The organism is Streptomyces sp. CBMA152, from assembly GCF_014596475.1.
Taxonomy (GTDB): Bacteria; Actinomycetota; Actinomycetes; order Streptomycetales; family Streptomycetaceae; genus Streptomyces.
This window is the reverse complement of record NZ_MECJ01000007.1, coordinates 134,802-152,415: the sequence shown is the minus strand read 5'-3', so window position 1 is coordinate 152,415 and position 17,614 is coordinate 134,802. Positions and strand designations below refer to the sequence as shown.

17 protein-coding genes are annotated in these 17,614 nt (G+C 72.9%); 5 read left to right on the top strand and 12 right to left on the bottom strand.

The features are described from left to right. Nucleotides 1-55 precede the first annotated feature (55 nt). The 6 genes from BG418_RS07515 to BG418_RS07490 form a co-directional block, all read right to left on the bottom strand. On the bottom strand, nt 56-910 hold the full coding sequence (locus tag BG418_RS07515; protein ID WP_188272939.1) for an arylamine N-acetyltransferase: 855 nt from the start codon (nt 908-910) through the stop codon (nt 56-58). Between the two features lie 144 nt (nt 911-1,054). Continuing rightward, the gene (locus BG418_RS07510; RefSeq protein ID WP_188272938.1) at nt 1,055-1,861 is read right to left on the bottom strand and encodes a type III pantothenate kinase; all 807 of its coding nucleotides are present in this window, start codon (nt 1,859-1,861) and stop codon (nt 1,055-1,057) included. Between the two features lie 3 nt (nt 1,862-1,864). Beyond that, nucleotides 1,865-2,875 (bottom strand): carboxylating nicotinate-nucleotide diphosphorylase, encoded by a 1,011-nt coding sequence (nadC, locus tag BG418_RS07505; RefSeq protein ID WP_188272937.1) that lies wholly within the window; start codon nt 2,873-2,875, stop codon nt 1,865-1,867. A gap of 2 nt (nt 2,876-2,877) precedes the next feature. Then, a complete protein-coding gene (locus BG418_RS07500) occupies nt 2,878-4,629 on the bottom strand; it encodes an L-aspartate oxidase (protein WP_188272936.1) in 1,752 nt (583 codons plus the stop codon). Continuing rightward, entirely contained in the window at nt 4,626-5,612 is a 987-nt protein-coding gene (gene panC / locus BG418_RS07495; RefSeq protein WP_188272935.1) for a pantoate--beta-alanine ligase, read from the bottom strand. The genes BG418_RS07500 and panC overlap by 4 nt, the downstream gene beginning before the upstream one ends. Beyond that, the gene (locus BG418_RS07490; RefSeq protein ID WP_188272934.1) at nt 5,609-6,508 is read right to left on the bottom strand and encodes a Rossmann-like and DUF2520 domain-containing protein; all 900 of its coding nucleotides are present in this window, start codon (nt 6,506-6,508) and stop codon (nt 5,609-5,611) included. The genes panC and BG418_RS07490 overlap by 4 nt, the downstream gene beginning before the upstream one ends. A gap of 117 nt (nt 6,509-6,625) precedes the next feature. Between BG418_RS07490 and BG418_RS07485 the strand changes: the two genes are divergently transcribed. Then, on the top strand, nt 6,626-7,813 hold the full coding sequence (locus BG418_RS07485) for a low specificity L-threonine aldolase (RefSeq protein ID WP_188272933.1): 1,188 nt from the start codon (nt 6,626-6,628) through the stop codon (nt 7,811-7,813). Between the two features lie 10 nt (nt 7,814-7,823). Here the strand turns inward: BG418_RS07485 and BG418_RS07480 are convergent, their stop codons facing one another. Then, complete coding sequence (locus BG418_RS07480; RefSeq protein ID WP_188272932.1) at nt 7,824-8,051, bottom strand: hypothetical protein; 228 nt, start codon at nt 8,049-8,051, stop codon at nt 7,824-7,826. A gap of 97 nt (nt 8,052-8,148) precedes the next feature. Between BG418_RS07480 and BG418_RS07475 the strand changes: the two genes are divergently transcribed. Beyond that, complete coding sequence (locus BG418_RS07475; protein WP_188272931.1) at nt 8,149-9,240, top strand: DUF5937 family protein; 1,092 nt, start codon at nt 8,149-8,151, stop codon at nt 9,238-9,240. Nucleotides 9,241-9,331: 91 nt separating this feature from the next. Here the strand turns inward: BG418_RS07475 and BG418_RS07470 are convergent, their stop codons facing one another. Next, nucleotides 9,332-10,306, bottom strand: coding sequence for a zinc-binding dehydrogenase (locus BG418_RS07470; protein WP_188272930.1), 975 nt, complete (start codon nt 10,304-10,306; stop codon nt 9,332-9,334). Between the two features lie 134 nt (nt 10,307-10,440). On the opposite strand from BG418_RS07470, the gene BG418_RS07465 reads away from it, so the two are divergent. After that, on the top strand, nt 10,441-10,755 hold the full coding sequence (locus BG418_RS07465) for a helix-turn-helix transcriptional regulator (protein ID WP_188272929.1): 315 nt from the start codon (nt 10,441-10,443) through the stop codon (nt 10,753-10,755). 101 nt (nt 10,756-10,856) lie between these two features. On the opposite strand, the gene BG418_RS07460 is transcribed toward BG418_RS07465, so the two are convergent. Then, nucleotides 10,857-11,531: a response regulator transcription factor gene (locus tag BG418_RS07460; protein WP_188272928.1), complete on the bottom strand. Its 675-nt coding sequence runs from the start codon at nt 11,529-11,531 to the stop codon at nt 10,857-10,859. Nucleotides 11,532-11,587: 56 nt separating this feature from the next. After that, nucleotides 11,588-12,808, bottom strand: a complete 1,221-nt coding sequence (locus BG418_RS07455; protein WP_188272927.1) for a sensor histidine kinase — start codon at nt 12,806-12,808, stop codon at nt 11,588-11,590. A 120-nt stretch (nt 12,809-12,928) separates the two neighbouring features. Here BG418_RS07455 and BG418_RS07450 point away from each other — a divergent pair, with 120 nt between their 5' ends. After that, entirely contained in the window at nt 12,929-13,927 is a 999-nt protein-coding gene (locus BG418_RS07450) for an SAM-dependent methyltransferase (RefSeq protein ID WP_188272979.1), read from the top strand. 195 nt (nt 13,928-14,122) lie between these two features. After that, nucleotides 14,123-15,265: an NADH-quinone oxidoreductase subunit D gene (locus BG418_RS07445; protein ID WP_188272926.1), complete on the top strand. Its 1,143-nt coding sequence runs from the start codon at nt 14,123-14,125 to the stop codon at nt 15,263-15,265. A gap of 62 nt (nt 15,266-15,327) precedes the next feature. On the opposite strand, the gene BG418_RS07440 is transcribed toward BG418_RS07445, so the two are convergent. Both BG418_RS07440 and BG418_RS07435 read right to left on the bottom strand, forming a co-directional pair. Then, the gene (locus tag BG418_RS07440) at nt 15,328-16,428 is read right to left on the bottom strand and encodes a hypothetical protein (RefSeq protein WP_188272925.1); all 1,101 of its coding nucleotides are present in this window, start codon (nt 16,426-16,428) and stop codon (nt 15,328-15,330) included. 116 nt (nt 16,429-16,544) lie between these two features. After that, the gene (locus BG418_RS07435) at nt 16,545-17,528 is read right to left on the bottom strand and encodes an ABC transporter substrate-binding protein (RefSeq protein WP_188272924.1); all 984 of its coding nucleotides are present in this window, start codon (nt 17,526-17,528) and stop codon (nt 16,545-16,547) included. Nucleotides 17,529-17,614 lie beyond the last annotated feature (86 nt).

Sequence of the window (17,614 nt, the reverse complement as noted above, 5' to 3'; positions counted from 1 at the left end):
GGAGTTTCGCGAATCCGAAGGCCCCCGGCCCCGGGCCCGCCCCGCCCCGCCCCGCTCAGGTCAGCTTCGGCAGCAGCAGCTCCGCGTCCTCGTCCGACAGCTCGATCCCGAACACGTCGGCCAGCACCTTCGGCAGCTCGTTCGGCTCCAGCTCCCGGCTCTCGGGCAGGCCGGGCTCGCCCGGGCGGACCGTGATCAGCCGCCGGTTGTCCAGGATGTGCAGCCGGTCCGGGTGCACGCGCTGCACGAAGACGCGGTCGCTGAAGGGCGAGAACGGGCTGCTGGAGCCGAAGTGGTTGGTCACCCGGAAATCGGCCGGGTACTGCGGGTTGAGCGTGAAGGTGTGCCGGGTCATCCAGCCGTCGCCGGTGTTGTCGACCTGGTCCTCGCCCTCGCGGGTGGGCTGGAAGAGGGTGTAGCCGTCGGCGCCGGGCGTGACCTCGCCGCGCCGCAGCCGGTACGCCCACACCCCGTCCGTGGTCTCCGTCGCGTCGGTCAGCTCGATGGGCTCAAGAGGGCTCGCGCCGAAGCCGATGTCGCTGAGCCAGCGCCTGCCGTCCAGCTCCACGATCACCATGGCGTGCGTCTCGGGCCGCACCTTGGCCGCGCCCATCTGGACCCGGCCCTGGACCGCGAAGAAGGTGAAGCCCAGGCGCTCCAGGGCGGCCGCGTAGAGGGTGACGTGCTCGTAGCAGGTGCCACCGCGCGCGTTGCCGATCAGCTTGGCCTGGACCGACGCGAGATCGAGCGGGCGGTGCTTGCGCAGCACCGCCTCCAGGTTCTCCCAGCGCACCGAGAGCACATGGGCCCGGTGCAGCGCGCGCAGCGTCTCCAAGGAGGGCGAGCGGTCCCCCTCGTATCCGAGGTGGGCCAGATAGGCGTCGAGGTCGAGTGCGTCGCCGTTCCACATGCGCGGGGCTCCTGGTGTCATCACGTCAATCGCCGAAATACGTACGACGGTTGGAGCGATGCGGGAGGTGGCGGTATTCCGCTGCTGACCTCGGCCGTTGGGTCTGGGGCCGGGGTCCCTGGGCGCGGGCCCCGGCCAAGGCGGTTACAGGCGCGAGATGTTGCGTTCGTACACCAGCCGCAGGCCGATCAGTGTCAGCCACGGCTCGTGTTCGTCGATCACGTGCGACTCGCCCAGGACCATCGGCGCCAGGCCGCCGGTCGCGATGACCGTGACGTCGTCCGGGTCGCCGCCGGGGCCGACGAGCTCGCGGGCCATCCGGGTCACGACGCCGTCGACCTGCCCGGCGAACCCGTACACGATGCCGGCCTGCATCGCCTCGACCGTGTTCTTGCCGATCACCGCGCGCGGCCGGGCCAGTTCGATCTTGCGGAGCTGGGCGCCCTTGACGCCGAGCGCCTCGACCGAGATCTCGATGCCGGGCGCGATGACGCCGCCCGCGTACTCCCCGCGCGCGCTGACCGCGTCGAACGTGGTCGCGGTGCCGAAGTCGACGACGATCGCCGGGCCCCCGTAGAGCTCGACCGCCGCGACCGCGTTGATGATGCGGTCGGCGCCGACCTCCTTCGGGTTGTCCATGAGGATCGGCACGCCGGTCTTGATGCCGGGCTCGACCAGCACCGCCGGGACGTCGCCGTAGTAGCGGCGGGTCACCTCGCGCAGCTCGTGCAGCACCGACGGCACCGTCGAACAGATCGCGATGCCCTCGATGTTGTCGCCCAGCTCCGCCCCGAGCAGCGGGTGCATGCCCATCAGACCGTTGAGCAGGACCGCCATCTCGTCGGCGGTGCGGCGCGCGTCCGTGGAGATGCGCCAGTGCTCGACGACCTCCTCGCCGTCGAACAGGCCGAGGACCGTGTGCGTGTTGCCTACGTCGATCGTCAGGAGCATCGGTTACTCCGCCTCGCGGAGGTCGAGGCCGATGTCGAGGATCGGGGAGGAGTGGGTGAGCGCGCCCACCGCCAGGTAGTCGACGCCGGTCGCGGCGTACGCGGCGGCGTTGTCCAGGGTGAGGCGGCCCGAGGACTCCAGGAAGGCGCGCCCGGCGACGAGTTCGACGGCCTGGGCGGTCTGCTCCGGGGTGAAGTTGTCCAGCAGGATCAGGTCGGCGCCCGCCGCCAGGACCTCGCCGACCTGGTCGAGCGTGTCGACCTCGACCTCGATCGCCAGGCCCGGGAACGCCTCCCGTACGGCCTTGAACGCCTCGGCGACGCCGCCCGCCGCCACCACGTGGTTGTCCTTGACCAGCGCGGCGTCCGAGAGCGACATCCGGTGGTTGACGCCACCGCCGCAGCGGACCGCGTACTTCTCCAGGGCGCGCAGCCCCGGCGTGGTCTTGCGGGTGTCGCGGACCTTGGCCTTGGTGCCCTCAAGCGCGTCCGCCCACGCGCGCGTGGCGGTCGCGATGCCGGACAGGCGGCACATGAGGTTGAGCGCGCTGCGCTCGCCGGTGAGCAGGTCGCGGGTGCGGGTGGTGACGCTGAGCAGCTTCTGCCCGGCCTCGACGCGGTCGCCGTCCTGGACGTGCCGCTCGACCTCGAACTCCTCGGTGCAGACGATCGACAGGACCGCCTCGGCGATGTGCAGACCGCAGACGACACCCGCCTCGCGCGCGGTGAAGTCACCGGTGGCGACGGCCTCTTCGGGCACGGTCGCCGCGGTCGTCACGTCCACGCCGCCGTCCAGGTCCTCCTCGATGGCGACGTGCGCGACGTCCTCGACCTGCACGGGGTCCAGGCCCGCCTCGGCGAGCAGCACGGCGAGCGAGGGGTCGAGCCCGCACTCGTAGACGTCCTCGTCGCCGCAGCCGCAGTCGTCGCCGCAGCCGCCTGCACCGGCGGGGGCGCCGATCTGGATCAGCGGTACGTCCACCGGCTCGGGACGGTGTTCGTCGGGGGTGCTCACGGTTACGGCTCCCTGGGGGCGTCGGAGACGGTCGGAGCGACCGTCGGGGGGAAGTCTGCTGAATCGGTACGGCGGAGGTCGAGCGTACGGTCCGGCTTCACCCGTACGACGAGGTGGCGGCGCCAGTCCTGGTCGTCGCGGTCGGGCCGGTCCTCGCGCCAGTGGCAGCCGCGGGTCTCCTCGCGGGCGGCGGCCGCGGCCACCAGCACGCGCGCGACCAGCAGCAGGTTGGTGGTCTCCCACGCCTCCACGCCGGGCTCGGCGGCCTTGCGCTCGTCGAAGCCGTCGGCACCGGCCCGGATCGCCTCCAGGCGGGCGGCGGCCTCGGCGAGGCTGTCGGCGGAGCGGAGCACTCCGGCGCCGTTGGTCATGGCGCGCTGGATCTGGATGCGCGTCTCGGGCGCGAGGAGGGGGCAGAGGGGCGCGTCCTCGGCAGGGACGGCGGCCTCGGCGACGGCCACGCGCGCGTGGCCGCCCTCCGCGATGTCCGCGGCGATGTCCGCCGCGATGCGCTCGGCGAAGACCAGGCCCTCCAGAAGGGAGTTGGAGGCGAGCCGGTTGGCGCCGTGCACACCGGTGCAGGCGACCTCACCGCACGCGTAGAGGCCCGGAACCGTGGTGCGGCCGCGCAGGTCGGTACGCACGCCCCCGGAGGCGTAGTGGGCGGCCGGGGCGACCGGGATCGGCTCGGTGACCGGGTCGATGCCGTGCGCGCGGCAGGCGGCGAGGATGGTCGGGAAGCGCTGCTCCCACATCTCGGCGCCGAAGTGCCGCCCGTCCAGGTACATGTTCTCGGTGCCGTGCAGCTGCATCTGGCGCGTGATGGCCTTGGCGACGATGTCGCGCGGGGCGAGCTCGGCCAGCTCGTGCTGCCCCAGCATGAAGCGGGTCCCGGTGGCGTCGACGAGGTGGGCGCCCTCTCCCCGTACGGCCTCGGAGACCAGCGGCTGCTGGCCCTCGGAGTCGGCGCCGAGGAAGAGCACCGTGGGGTGGAACTGGACGAACTCCAGGTCGGAGATCTCCGCGCCCGCGCGCAGCGCGAGGGCGACGCCGTCGCCGGTGGAGACCGCCGGGTTGGTGGTGGCCGAGAAGACCTGGCCCATGCCGCCGGTGGCGAGCACCACGGCGGGGGCGCGGACGGCTCCCACGCCGTCGTGCTGGCCCTCGCCCATGACGTGCAGGGTGATGCCCGCCGTACGCCCGTCCTCGTCCCGCAGCAGGTCGAGTACGAGGGCGTTCTCGATGGTCCGTACGGCCTGTTCGCGGACCGCCTCGACCAGTGCGCGCGAGATCTCGGCGCCGGTGGCGTCGCCGCCCGCGTGGGCGATGCGGCGGCGGTGGTGGCCGCCCTCGCGGGTCAGGGAGATCGCGCCGGACTCGTCGGTGTCGAACCGGGCGCCGGTGGCGATCAGTCGGCGGAGCGCGTCCGGGCCCCCGGTGACCAGGGCGCGCACCGCGTTCTCGTCGCACAGGCCCACGCCCGCGACCAGCGTGTCGTCCAGGTGCTGCTGGGGCGTGTCGCCCTCGCCGAGCGCCGCCGCGATGCCGCCCTGCGCCCAGCGCGTGGAGCCGTCGTCGAGCCGGGCCTTGGTCACCACGACGGTGGCGAGGCCCGCGGCGGTGCAGCGCAGGGCCGCGGTGAGGCCCGCGACGCCCGAGCCCACGACCACGACGTCCGCGTCGATGGCCCAGCCGGGGGCGGGGGCGTCCAGCCGTATTCCGGTCGGGGTCGGACCGTCGGTCGTCCTGGTCATTCGGGGGCTCCGAAACTCAGCGGGATGTTGTCGATGAGGCGGGTGGTGCCGACGCGCGCGGCGACCGCGAGGACCGCCTCACCGGCGAAGCCCTCCTCGGCGTCGCCGAACGTCGCCGGGTCGACCAGCGCCAGATAGTCGAGTTCGATCGGGGGCTCCGCCTTGGCGGCCTCGTCGAGGACGCTCTGGGCGGCGGCCCGCACGACGGCCGGGGAGGGACCCGCGGCCTCCACCGCGTACGCGTCGGCGGCCGCGCGGGCCTCGCCGATGCGGGAGAGCGCGACGGCGCGCCCGGCGCCCGCGTGCGAGGCGGCGGCGCGCGCGTGGAGGGCGTGTTCGGCGGTGAGCCGGTCGCGGGCCGCGAACAGCGCGCGCGAGAGGGCGAGCGCGGTGGTGCGCTCGGCCGGCGACAGGTAGCGGTTGCGGCTGGAGAGCGCGAGCCCGTCGTCCTCGCGGACGGTCGGGACGCCCACGATGTCGACGGGGAAGTTCAGATCGCGCACCATCCGCCGGATCAGGGCGAGTTGCTGGGCGTCCTTCTGGCCGAACAGCGCGAGGTCGGGCGCGGTGAGGTGGAGCAGCTTGGCGACGACGGTGAGCATGCCGTCGAAGTGGCCGGGGCGCGAGGCCCCTTCCAGGCGCTCGCCCATGGGCCCGGCGGTGATGCGGACCTGCGGGTCCCCGCCGGGGTACACCTCGTCCACGGAGGGCGCGAACACGGCGTCGGCGCCCGCCCGTTCGGCGATCTCGCGGTCCGCGTCCAGGGTGCGCGGATAGCGGTCCAGGTCCTCGCCCGCGCCGAACTGGAGCGGGTTGACGAAGACCGTGACCACGACCTGGCCGTCGGGCCCGACCGTCTCGCGCGCGGTGCGCACCAAGGTGGCGTGGCCCTCGTGCAGGGCGCCCATGGTCATGACGACGGCGCGGCGCCCGGCGCGCTCCAGGGCGGCCAGCTCGGCGGCGGTGCGGACCAGTCGGCTCATCGGTTCTCTCCGTCCGCGAGCACGCCCAGCAGGTCCTCGGCGAGCTCGGGCTTCAGCAGGCCGTGGGCGAGTGCCCGGTCGGCGGTCGTACGGGCCATCGCCAGGTAGCCGGCGACGGCGGCGGGGGCGTGCTTGCGCAGCTCGGCCACGTGCGCCGCGACCGTGCCCGCGTCACCGCGCGCGACGGGGCCGGTCAGGGCCGCGTCGCCGGAGCGCAGCGCGTTGTCGAGCGCGGCGCCGAGCAGCGGGCCGAGCATCCGGTCGGGCGCCGCGACACCGGCGGTGCGCAGCAGCTCCATGGACTGGGCCACCAGGGTGACCAGGTGGTTCGCGCCGAGGGCGAGGGCCGCGTGGTAGAGCGGGCGGTTCTCCTCCTCGATCCACTCGGGCTCGCCGCCCATCTCGATGACCAGCGCCTCGGCGGCCAGCCGCAGCTCCTCGGGCGCGGTGACGCCGAACGAGCACCCGGCCAGGCGCTGGACGTCGACGCTGGTCCCGGTGAAGGTCATCGCGGGGTGCAGGGCCAGCGGGAGCGCGCCCGCGCGCGTGGCGGGCGCCAGGACGGCCGTCCCGTACCGCCCGGAGGTGTGCACCATCAGCTGTCCGGGGCGTACGGCGCCGGTCTCCGCGAGGCCCTCCACCAGGCCCGGGAGCGCGTCGTCGGGGACGGTGAGCAGCACCAGGTCGGCGGCGGCCAGCACATCGGCGGGCGCCATCAGGGGCACGTCCGGCAGCAGGGCGGCCGCCCGGCGCACGGAGGCGTCCGACACCCCGGAGACCGCGACCGGGCGGTGCCCGGCGAGCTGGAGCGAGGCGGCGAGGGCAGGGCCGACCCGGCCGGCACCGACGACGCCGACGGTGAGGCGGGCTGGGCGGGTCTCTGGTTGTGCGTTCACGCGGCGGGGGCCTTCCGTTCCAGTCCGCGAGGGGTACCGGACGATTTCCCCGTCATGCTACGCCCAGGTTTCGATAACCCCTGTGGTTATCCACAGGCTGTGGGTGATGATCGGACCATGGAAGATCAGCAAGGACGGATCGAGACCGAACCCGGCGCGAACGGCGGCGGCGAGCAGGACGCGCGCCGGCGCAGGCTCGCGGCGTGGCGCGCCTCGGAGCGCACGCTGTGCCGGATGCCCGGCGAGTTCAGCATGGGCGAGCGGCTGACCGCCCTCGCGGCCGACGCGCGCACTGTGTACGACACCACCGAGATGCCGGACTTCTACGGCGACGGCGTGGTCGCCGAGCTGGAGCGGCGCACCGCCGACGCGCTCGGCTTCCCGGCGGCGGCGTTCTTCCCGACCGGCACCATGGCCCAGCAGGCCGCCCTGCGCGCGTGGGCCGGGCGCACCGGGAACGCGACGGTGGCGCTGCACCCGCTGGCCCACCCCGAGGTGCACGAGCGGCGCGCCTTCACCACGGTCAGCGGGCTGCGCACGGTCCACCCGACGGACGCGCCCCGGCTGCCCACGGCCCAGGAGGTACGCGACTTCGAGGAGCCGTTCGGCACCCTGATGCTGGAACTGCCGCTGCGCGAGCCGGGGTTCGTGCTGCCCACCTGGCAGGAGCTGACCGACGTGGTCGAGGCGGCCCGCGAGCGCGACGCGGTGGTCCACTTCGACGGCGCCCGGCTGTGGGACTGCGTCGTGCACTTCGACCGCCCGCTGGAGGAGATCGCACGGCTCGCGGACAGCGTCTACGTGTCGTACTACAAGTCCCTGGGCGGTCTGTCGGGCGCCGCCCTCGTCGGCCCCGAGTCGCTCGTCGAGGAGACCCGCACCTGGCGCCACCGTTACGGGGGCCAGCTCTTCCAGCAGTATCCGGCGGCCCTGTCGGCGCTGGTCGGGCTCGACCGCGAGCTGCCGAAGCTGCCGTCGTACGTCGCCCACGCGCGCGTAGTGGCCGAGGGGCTGGCGGACGGCTTCACGAAGGCGGGCGTGCCGTGGTTCCGGATCAACCCGGAGGTGCCGCACACCCACCAGTTCCAGGTGTGGCTGCCGTACGAGGCGGACGCCCTGGACGACGCCGGGCTCGGCCAGGCCGAGGAGACGGGCGTGGCACTCTTCCGCCGCTGGTTCCCCGCGCCCGCGGGCGGCCCGCCCGGGGTCGCGTACACCGAAGTGACGGTGACGGAACCGGGCCTTCAGTGGTCGGCCGAGGACGTTCGGGACGCGGTGGCCGAGTTCGTACGGAGGTTGAGCTAGGGCCGGGCGCTCAGTGGCAGGCCGGGGTGCGGTGGTGGCGCGGGGTGGGCAGGAGGCGGGCGAGGGCGGCACGCAGGCGGCCGTGGGCGAGGTGGCCGGCGAGGACCGCCTCGAAGCGCCGGTAGTCGCGCGCTTCGCGCAGGGTCCGGATGTCGTGCTGGCCCGGCAGGGGCGGCGCGGGCTCCTGGAGGCGGGCCGCGCGGTAGGTGTCGAGCATCTGCTGCTGAATGGCGTCCATGCATCCAGGCTGCGCCTGTCCCGGCCTCCCGGCACGTCGATTGACCAGGGGCGTCAATCGACGGGGCGTTGTCGGTGCGGCGGTGCACCATGGGCGCATGAGCGTGTGCATCGACATCACCGGACTGCCGCCGGAGCGGATCGTTTTCGGGCCCTCCCCCCTGGCGGAGCTGGGCGCCGCCCTGCACGCGCTCTCCGAGCCCGCGCACCACGCCCGGCTGCACGGCTGGATCACCACGACGGCGGGCGGGCTCAAGCCGGAGCTCGCCGACCGGCTGCACGAGGCGGACTTCCTGTGGCGCTCCACGCGCTCCGACATCCTGCTGCCCTCCCAGCCGCGCGAGACCCTGACCGAGGAACTGGACGACCTCGACCGGATGGACGACGAGAAGTACGTGGCGGCGGCGCTTGAGATCTCCTGCGCCAGCAGCCTCTACAACACGGGGGCGCCGTCCCCGCTGGTCGACGAGCGGATGCGGAACCGGGCCCTGGAGCTCGCGGCGGCGCGCGGCCCGCGCCAGGCCGCCTTCGTCAAGCGGGTCCTGCTCGATCCGCCGGGGGCGCGCGCGTGGATACGGCGGCTGCTCGAAGACTGCGACGAGGCGTTCTTCGGCGACACCTGGAAGCGCGTACGGGTCCAACTGGCCACCGACGCACGGCACAAGACGGAGCTCCTGAAGCGCAAGGGCGCGGCCGAGGCCATCGGCGCGGTGTCGGGCGCGGTCACGCTCGAACAGCACGAGGGCCGCGAGCGGGTCGTCGTCGACAAGCTCAGCCACGGGCGCACCAGCGCGGCGGGGACGGGGCTGACGTTCATCCCCACCGCGTTCGGCTGGCCCCATCTGTTCGCGCTGCACGCGCCGGGGTGGCAGCCGGTGGTCCAGTACCCGGTGTCCACCGGCGAGTTGGGCGGGTCCGCGCCGGTGGACGTGGTGAAGGCGCGGCTCGAAGCGGTGGCGCACCCGATGCGGATGCGGCTGTGCCGCAGTCTTGCACGGGGTGCGTATACGACCAGCGAGCTGGCGGACTCGTACGGGATCAGCGCGCCTGAAGTGTCCCGGCATCTTTCTGTGATGAAGAAGGCGGGCCTTCTCACTACGCAGCGGCGTGGGCGCTATGTGTTGCATCAGCTGGACGTGGCGGTGGTGGCCCGCCTGGGCAGTGACTTTTTGGAAGGGGTGCTTCGCTGAGGCACGGGGGTGTGTTCTTCGGCTGCGGACCGGTGGGGGCTGGTCGCGCAGTTCCCCGCGCCCCTTAAGAGCATGGGGGCGCCGCAGCCGACTAGTTGACCCGCAGCAGCAGCTTCCCCGTCGATGTGCGGCCCTCCATCAAACGGTGAGCCTCTGCCGCCTCCTCCAGGGGGAACTCGGCCGTCACCGGGAGTTTCACCCGGCCGTCCGCCGCCAGGGCGAACGCCCTGCCCGCGATCTCGCGCAGGGCGCCCGGCGCGCCCTGCGCCAGGGTCAGGATCGAGAAGCCGGAGACCGAGTGGGCGCGCGGGTACAGCTCGGGCTGGCCGACCTGCCAAGCGTCCTCGCCGCCCGCGTTGCCGTACGAGACGAGCCGGCCGAACAGGGCCAGCGCGTCGAGGCCCCGGCGCAGGGTCTCGCCGCCGACCGGGTCGAGGACGAGGTCGACGCCCCGGCCGCCGGTCGCCCGGCGTACGTCCTCGGCGAAGGTGTCGGTGAGGAACGCGTCGTCGTACCCGTGCTCACGCGCGTACGCGGCCTTGGCCTCGCTGGACACCACGCCGTACACGGCACCCGCGCCCGCGAGCTTCGCGAGCTGGCCGACGACCGTGCCGACACCGCCCGCCGCGCCCTGGACCAGCACCGTTTCACCGCCGCGCAGCCGCCCCACCTCGTGGATCAGCGCGTGCGCGGTCGGCAGGACGGTCGGCAGCGTCGCGGCCGTACGCAGGTCGACACCCTCGGGCACCGGGAAGACGGTGGCGGCCGCGACCACGGCGACGTCCGCGTAGCCGCCGCCCTCGGCCATCGCGGCGACCTCCTGGCCGACCGCGAGGCCTTCCACGCCCGCGCCGAGCGCTCGTACCCGCCCGGAGACCTCAAGGCCCGGCACGAACGGCAGGGACGTGACCCGGTAGCCGTCGGAACGGGCCTTCACCTCGGCGAAGTTGACCCCGGCGTACGCCACGTCGATCGCGACCTCGCCCGGCCCGGGCGCGGGCACCTCGGCCTCCACCAACCGCAGTACTTCCGGACCGCCCAGCTCGCTGACCTGAATCGCACGCATGACGTGGTTCCCCCTCGCCGCATAAAGTGTTCAATGAAGGTCGAACACTCGGGAGTGTACGACCCTCATCGAACACCAGGCAAGGCGCCAGGCAAGGACCGGCCGACGAAGCCGAAGGAAGAAAGGAACACCCGATGACCCATCGCGCGGCCCCCGAGCACACCCATCCCGAGAAGGTTCCGCTGATCACGGCGCTGGACGCGCTCGGCGACCCCGTCCGCCTCCAACTCGTGCGCGAGCTCGCCGAGTCGGAGGAGTGGACGCGCAGCTGCGGCTCGTTCGACGTGCCCGTACGCAAGGCGGCGCTCAGCCACCACTTCGCGGTGCTGCGCGCCGCCGGTCTGGTCGAGCAGCGCGACAACGGGCCCAAGCGGGTGAACCGACTGCGCCGCGAGGAGTTCGACTCCCGCTTCCCGGGGCTGCTGGACCTGGTCCTGCACGTCGACTGACCGCCGGGCCCCGCAGACAAGCGCCCCGCCGCCAGGGCACGGCCCCTCCGCGTTCCGCCGGCCCCCACCGGACCCGCACGCCCGCGGGACGCCTCAACAGGTCACAGCCCCCCGGCCCGGACCAGCCCCGACTCGTACGCGAGGACGACGACCTGGACCCGGTCGCGCAGACCCAGCTTCGTCAGGATCCGGCCGACATGGGTCTTCACGGTGGCCTCCGAGAGCACCAGACGCGCCGCGATCTCGCCATTCGAGAGACCCTGCGCGACCAGCAGCATGACCTCGCGCTCGCGCTCGGTCAGCTTCTCCATCGCGCTTCCGCCGGGCCCGGACTCCTTGCCGGTCGACGGCAGCATCGGGGCGAACCGGTCGAGGAGGCGCCGGGTGGTCGAGGGCGCGACGACCGCGTCGCCGCTGTGCACCGAGCGGATGGCGCCGAGCAGTTCGGCCGGCGGGACGTCCTTGAGCATGAAGCCGCTGGCGCCCGCCTTGAGGCCGGAGAACGCGTACTCGTCCAGGTCGAACGTGGTCAGGATCAGCACCTTCGGGTGCTCCTCGGCCGAGCAGATCCGCCGGGTCGCCTCCACCCCGTCCAGCCTCGGCATGCGCACGTCCATCAGCACCACGTCCACGGCCGTGGCACGGAGGATCTCGATCGCCTCCGCCCCGTCGCCCGCCTCCGCGACGACCTCCATGTCCGGCTGCGCGGCGAGCACCATCCGGAAACCGGTGCGCAGAAGCACCTGGTCGTCGACGAGCATCACGCGGATCGTCATCGGGTCCCTTTCATCACGACGTACGGCATACGGGAAATCAGCGGGCGGATCGGAAACTAGTGCGCGGGCTTGAGCGGGAGCAGGGCGCTGATACGGAAGCCACCGCCCGGACGCGGCCCCGCGTCCAGGGTGCCGCCGACCATGCCGACGCGCTCGCGCATACCGATCAGACCGTGCCCCTGGCCGTCGGCGCCGCCGTCCTCGTACACCTCGTGCACGGCGCCGCGCCCGTCGTCCTCGACCAGCAGGCCGAGCCCGTCGTCGAAGTAGACGAGCCGCACGCTGGCGCCCGCGTCCGGGCCGCCGTGCTTGCGCGTGTTGGTCAGCGCCTCCTGCACGATCCGGTACGCCGTGAGCTCGACGCCGCTGGGCAGCGGGCGGGGGGTGCCCTCGATCTTGAAGTCCACGGTGAGCCCGGCCGTACGCACCTGCTCGACCAGCTCCTCGATCTGCTCGACGTCCGGCTGCGGCACGTACTCCCCGGCCTCCCGGTGCTCGCCGGTGCGCAGCACGCCCAGCAGACGGCGCATCTCGGCCAGCGCCTGGCGCCCGGTCATCGAGATCGTCTCCAGCGCGATCTTCGCCTGGTCGGGCGCGCTCTCCATGACATACGCGGCGCCGTCCGCCTGCACCACCATCACCGAGACGTTGTGCGCGACGACGTCGTGGAGCTCGCGCGCGATACGGGCGCGCTCGGCGGCGACCGCGACCTTGGCCTGCGCCTCGCGCTCCTTCTCCAGCCGGGCGGCGCGCTCCTCCAACTGGGCGAAGTACGCCCGCCGGGTGCGCATCGAGTCGCCGAGGACCCAGGCGAGGACGAACGGGACGGTCATCACGACGATGACGAAGGCGAGCTGCCCCACGCTCCCGCCGCTGCCGCCGTCGCCGTCGCCGTAGTTGTTCGGCCAGCGCCACATGGCGATCGTCGAGGCGACGAGCGAACCGCCGAGCGCGAGCCGCGAGGCCCAGCGCTCGCCGACGGCCGCGGCCGTGTAGATGGCGACCAGCATGGCCATGTCCGCCACGTTCGGCTGGACGTTCAGGGCGAGCTGCGCCAGGCCCATCAGTATCGCGAGCACCAGCATCTTCTCGGGCGCCCGCCGCCGCAGCGCGACCACGACACCGAGCCCCGCGCCACAGAGCAGCGCCGCCGCGGTCGAGCCGTGGCTGCTGCGGTTGGACACGTACGACATGCCGGAGATCCCGAACAGGAAGACGGCCCAGAGGGTGTCGACCACGGTCGGGTGTCTGCGGATGAAGTCGTAGAGGCGCTGCACGTAACCCAGCGTAGGGAAGCCGGATCGGTGCATGGGTCAACCGGAGGGTCGATCCGGGTCGCGCGGGAGTACTCCCCAAGGTGGAGGGCCCCTAGCCTTTCCCCTGTGAGGTACGAGGTGATGGGCGGTGCGGTGGACGGTTCGGACGGCGGGTCCGGTGTGACGGACGAGGCGGGTGTGGGCGACTGGTGCGGGTGGCGGGAGGCGACCGAGCGGGCGCTGTACGGTCCCGGCGGCTTCTACCTCCGCCCCGAGGGTCCCGCGGGTCACTTCCGTACCTCCGTGCACGCCTCTCCCCTCTTCGCCGGGGCGGTCGCCCGGCTGCTCCAGGAGGTGGCGGCGGAGCTCGGCGGCGGCGAGGTCGCCTTCGTCGACATGGGCGCGGGGCGGGGCGAGCTGGTCACCGGTGTGCTGGCCGCGCTGCCCGCCGACTTCCCCGTACGGGCGTACGCCGTGGAGCGCGCGGCGCGTCCGGCCGGGCTCGACGCGCGCGTGGCCTGGGTCGCGGAGCCGCCGCAGGGCGTACGGGGGCTCCTGTTCGCCAACGAGTGGCTGGACAACGTCCCCGTCGACGTCGCCGAGGCCGACGCGGACGGCGTCCCCCGCCAGGTCCTCGTCCGCCCCGACGGCACCGAACGCCTCGGCGCGCGCGTGGCGGACGCGGACGCTCAGTGGCTGGAACGGTGGTGGCCGCTGCGGGAGCCTGGGGCGCGGGCGGAGGTGGGGCTCGCGCGGGACGCGGCGTGGGCGGGGGCGGTGTCGACGCTCTCGGCGGGGCTCGCGGTCGCGGTGGACTACGCGCACACGGTGGACGCGCGGCCGCCGTTCGGCACGCTCACCGGGTTCCGGGCGGGCCGTGAGTGCGCGCCGGTCCCGGACGGGAGCTGCGACATCACGTCCCATGTGGCGCTGGACGCCTGCGCGGGCCCGGGCGCGGAGCTCGTCCCCCAGCGCGAGGCCCTGTCCCACCTCGGTGTGACGGGCGCGCGCCCGCCCCTGTCCCTGGCCTCGACGGACCCGGCCGCGTACGTCCGGGCGCTGTCCCTGGCGGGCGAGGCGGCGGAACTGGTGGCGCGGGGCGGGCTGGGGGACTTCATGTGGCTGCGGGAGCGGGTGTGACGGGGGTTTGCCTGCGGCGCTTGCCCCACCCCGCCCTGGGGGCTTGTCGCGCAGTTCCCCGCGCCCCTAGGTATTTAGGGGCGCGGGGAACTGCGCGAGCAACCCAGCACGGTCCGCACCCGCAAAGCTCCCTCGGAGAGTTTCGGGAAGGGGCGGGGTGGGGGATTCAACCCCCGGCCGGGGATACTGTCGCCCATGACGGAGACCACGGTCGGCATCGGCGGCGCGGCGGAGAGCACCGACATGGTGCTCAACATCGGCCCGCAGCACCCCTCCACCCACGGCGTGCTCCGCCTCCGCCTCGTCCTCGACGGCGAGCGCATCCAGCACGCCGAACCCGTCGTCGGGTACATGCACCGCGGCGCCGAGAAGCTCTTCGAGGCCCGCGACTACCGCCAGATCGTCATGCTGGCCAACCGCCACGACTGGCTCTCCGCCTTCTCCAACGAGCTCGGCGTGGTCATGGCCGTCGAGCGCATGCTCGGCATGGAGGTGCCGGAGCGCGCGGTGTGGACCCGTACGCTCCTCGCCGAGCTGAACCGGGCCCTCAACCACCTGATGTTCCTCGGGTCGTACCCCCTCGAACTGGGCGGAATCACCCCGATCTTCCACGCCTTCCGCGAGCGCGAAGAGCTCCAGCACGTGATGGAGGAGGTCTCCGGCGGGCGTATGCACTACATGTTCAACCGCGTCGGCGGCCTCAAGGAGGACCTCCCGCTCGGCTGGCTCGGCCGCGCCCGCGACGCCGTCGCCGCCGCCAACTCGCGGATGGACGTGTACGACCGGCTGGTGCTGGGCAACGAGATCTTCCGGGGGCGTACGCGGGGCGTCGGCGTCCTGTCGCAGGAGGCCGTGCACGCGTACGGCGTCAGCGGCCCCATCGCGCGCGGCTCCGGCGTCGACTTCGACCTGCGCCGCGACGAGCCGTACCTCGCGTACGGCGAGCTCCAGGACACCCTGCGGGTCGTCACCCGCACCGAGGGCGACTGCCTGGCCCGCTTCGAGGTGCTGCTCGCCCAGACCCACAACGCGCTGGAACTCGCCGACGCCTGCCTCGACCGGCTCGCCGAGCTGCCGCCCGGCCCGATCAACCAGCGCCTCCCGAAGGTCCTGAAGGCCCCCGAGGGCCACACCTACGCCTGGACCGAGAACCCGCTCGGCATCAACGGCTACTACCTCGTCAGCAAGGGCGAGAAGACCCCGTACCGCCTCAAGCTCCGCTCGGCCTCGTACAACAACATCCAGGCCCTCACCGAGCTGCTGCCGGGAACGCTGGTCGCCGACATGGTCGCGATCCTGGGTTCGCTGTTCTTCGTCGTGGGCGACATCGACAAGTAGGCACGCAAAAAGGACGGGCCCGCGCGGAGCGGGCCCGTCCTGAAAACCGTCGCGTACGGGAGTTACGAGATCGCCGACCGCAGCCGGACCACGTCCAGCTGCTCCGTCTCGTCGTGCGCCGTCAGGTCGATGACCTTGCCGACGACCCGCTCGGGGCCGCTCTTGGGGCGCTCGGCCAGGACCTCCTCGCCGACCACGTCGGCCAGGTCCTCCTCCTCGGCCGCGGCTATCGCGGCCTGGGTGGCCTCCTTCTCGGCGGCCTCCTTCTCGGCGTCGGTCCCGAAGAAGTCGAAGCGGCCCTCGGGCCGTACGGCCGGGCGCGCGACGTACGGGACGACCGCCGAGGCGACCGGCGCCGGGGCCGCGGGCAGCGCGGGAAGAGCGGCGGACGCCGGGCGTACGTGCTCCCCGCTCCCGACGGCCGCCGAGGGCTTCCCCTGCGGCTCCTCCGGCTTCGCGGAGTCACCGGAGCCCTGCGCGGAGTCCCGCGCCGCGTCCGCCGTGCGGGGCTGCTCGATCTGCCGGGGCCTGGCGACGAGTTCGGCCCGCGCCGACTTCTCCGACGCCCTGCGCGCCTCCTCGGCGGCAGCCGCCTGCCGGGCCTCCTGGGCCTTCCGTACGTACGGAAGGTTCTCCAGCGCCAGGGACGCGGCCGTGTACGCCGCCGGGCCCGGCAGGCCGGACGTCGCGGGCAGCTCCTTGGGGGCGGCCGCCTCCAGGGCGAGCCGACGGCGGCCCTCCAGGGCGCTGGCCCGCTCGGTCTCCGCCGTCGCGTACCGCCGCAGCAGCGCCGCGTGTTCGCCGCGCAGCCCGGCCAGCTCCATGCGCTTGGCACGGAGCTTGGCGTCCAGACGGCCGCGCAGCTCGCGCGACTCCTCCAGGTCCGCCTCCAGCTCGGCGATCCGCTCCTCGGTGCGCCACTGGTCGGCGGCGCGCGAGCGGGTCAGCTCGGCGACCCGGCGACCGGCGGCCCGGTCCCAGCCGCGCATCAGCACGGAGCCGGTGACGGCGGCCACCGCGGCGGCCGCGGCGATGCTCCTCAGTGCCAGTGGCTGATCGAACAGCCAGGCGCCACCGGCGCAGAGGACCGCGGCACCGGCGACGGCGGACGGTGGAAGAAGTCTGTGCAGAGGAGGGGAATGGCGGTGGCGTCCACGTGGCATGGCCTGAAATTTACCGTGCGTAGACGCCCAATGGAGCCCCAGCCCGCCAATCTCCCGAATCTTCTTGCCACCCATAGCCGGCCGATGGCGAACCGATGGCCGACCGACGGGTTTTTCTACTTCTTGATCAGTCCCTTCGACTGCAGATAGTCCTTCGCGACGTCGGCCGGCTTGGCCCGCTCCGCGTCCACCTTGCGGTTCAGTTCCACGAGATCACTGGTCGTCAGCGCCTTGGTGAGCTTCGCGAGTACGTCGGCTATCTCCTGGGTGCCGGCGCCCTTCGCATTGACCACCGGAAGGATGTTGTCGGCGTTCTGGAGCTTCTTGTCGTCCTCCAGGAGCACCAGGCCGTACTGGTCGAGCGTGGCGTCGGTCGTGGTGGTGAGCACCAGCTGGTCGGCGCCGTCCTTGACCGCCTGCTTGGACTGCGGGGTGCCGACGCCCTTGGGGTCGATCCCGCTGACGTCGATGCCGTACTTCGCCTTGAGACCCGGCGCGCAGAACGGCCGGATCGTGCACTCGTCGCCCGCCGCGATCTTGACCTTGACCTTCGACCTGCCAAGATCCGAAAGGGTCTTGAGGTTGTTCTTGGCGGCGAATTCCTTGGTCACCGCGAACGCGTTCTGGTCCACGGCCGCGCCCGACGGGAGCGCCTTCAGCCCGCGCGGACCAGCGAGCTTGGTGAGCTCGGCGACGGTCGCCGTGACATCGCTGGAGGCGAGCGGCTTGTCCTTCGCCTTGTCGCCGTTCACCTTGGCGTTGAGGAATTCGGTAAGCGTAGCCGCGTATTCCGGAACGACGTCGATCTCACCCTTCTCCAGGGCGGGTTCATACAGCTCACGGTTCTTCACCGTGGTGATCGAGGTGCCGTATCCGGCGTCGTGCAGGATCTGGGAGTAGAGCTCGGCGAGGACGGCGGACTCGGTGAAGCCGGCGGCGCCGACGGTCAGCGAGCCCTTCTTGCCGCCCCCGCCGCTGCTCGAACTACTGCCGCTCTTGTCCTTGTCCTTCTCCAGGCTGTCGCCGCCGCACGCGGCCAGCGAACCGGCCAGCGCCACCGTGCCGAGGACCGCACCGGCCGTGCGCAGGATCTTGCTCATGAAGGTTCACCATCCGAGAGTTCGAGGAGTTCGAGGAGTCTGAAGGGTCCGAAAGGTCCGAAGGGTCCGGGGGGTGCCGGGAGTCC

Bases quoted from the DNA above. Each gene is read 5' to 3' on its own strand.
- BG418_RS07515 (WP_188272939.1), bottom strand. From the start codon at position 910: ATGTGGAACGGCGACGCACTCGACCTCGACGCCTATCTGGCCCACCTC.
- BG418_RS07440 (WP_188272925.1), bottom strand. From the start codon at position 16,428: ATGCCACGTGGACGCCACCGCCATTCCCCTCCTCTGCACAGACTTCTT.
- panC (WP_188272935.1), bottom strand. From the start codon at position 5,612: ATGAGCCGACTGGTCCGCACCGCCGCCGAGCTGGCCGCCCTGGAGCGC.
- BG418_RS07445 (WP_188272926.1), top strand. From the start codon at position 14,123: ATGACGGAGACCACGGTCGGCATCGGCGGCGCGGCGGAGAGCACCGAC.
- BG418_RS07460 (WP_188272928.1), bottom strand. From the start codon at position 11,531: ATGACGATCCGCGTGATGCTCGTCGACGACCAGGTGCTTCTGCGCACC.
- BG418_RS07510 (WP_188272938.1), bottom strand. From the start codon at position 1,861: ATGCTCCTGACGATCGACGTAGGCAACACGCACACGGTCCTCGGCCTG.
- BG418_RS07465 (WP_188272929.1), top strand. From the start codon at position 10,441: ATGACCCATCGCGCGGCCCCCGAGCACACCCATCCCGAGAAGGTTCCG.
- BG418_RS07450 (WP_188272979.1), top strand. From the start codon at position 12,929: ATGGGCGGTGCGGTGGACGGTTCGGACGGCGGGTCCGGTGTGACGGAC.
- BG418_RS07475 (WP_188272931.1), top strand. From the start codon at position 8,149: ATGAGCGTGTGCATCGACATCACCGGACTGCCGCCGGAGCGGATCGTT.
- BG418_RS07485 (WP_188272933.1), top strand. From the start codon at position 6,626: ATGGAAGATCAGCAAGGACGGATCGAGACCGAACCCGGCGCGAACGGC.
- BG418_RS07470 (WP_188272930.1), bottom strand. From the start codon at position 10,306: ATGCGTGCGATTCAGGTCAGCGAGCTGGGCGGTCCGGAAGTACTGCGG.
- BG418_RS07500 (WP_188272936.1), bottom strand. From the start codon at position 4,629: ATGACCAGGACGACCGACGGTCCGACCCCGACCGGAATACGGCTGGAC.
- BG418_RS07435 (WP_188272924.1), bottom strand. From the start codon at position 17,528: ATGAGCAAGATCCTGCGCACGGCCGGTGCGGTCCTCGGCACGGTGGCG.
- BG418_RS07480 (WP_188272932.1), bottom strand. From the start codon at position 8,051: ATGGACGCCATTCAGCAGCAGATGCTCGACACCTACCGCGCGGCCCGC.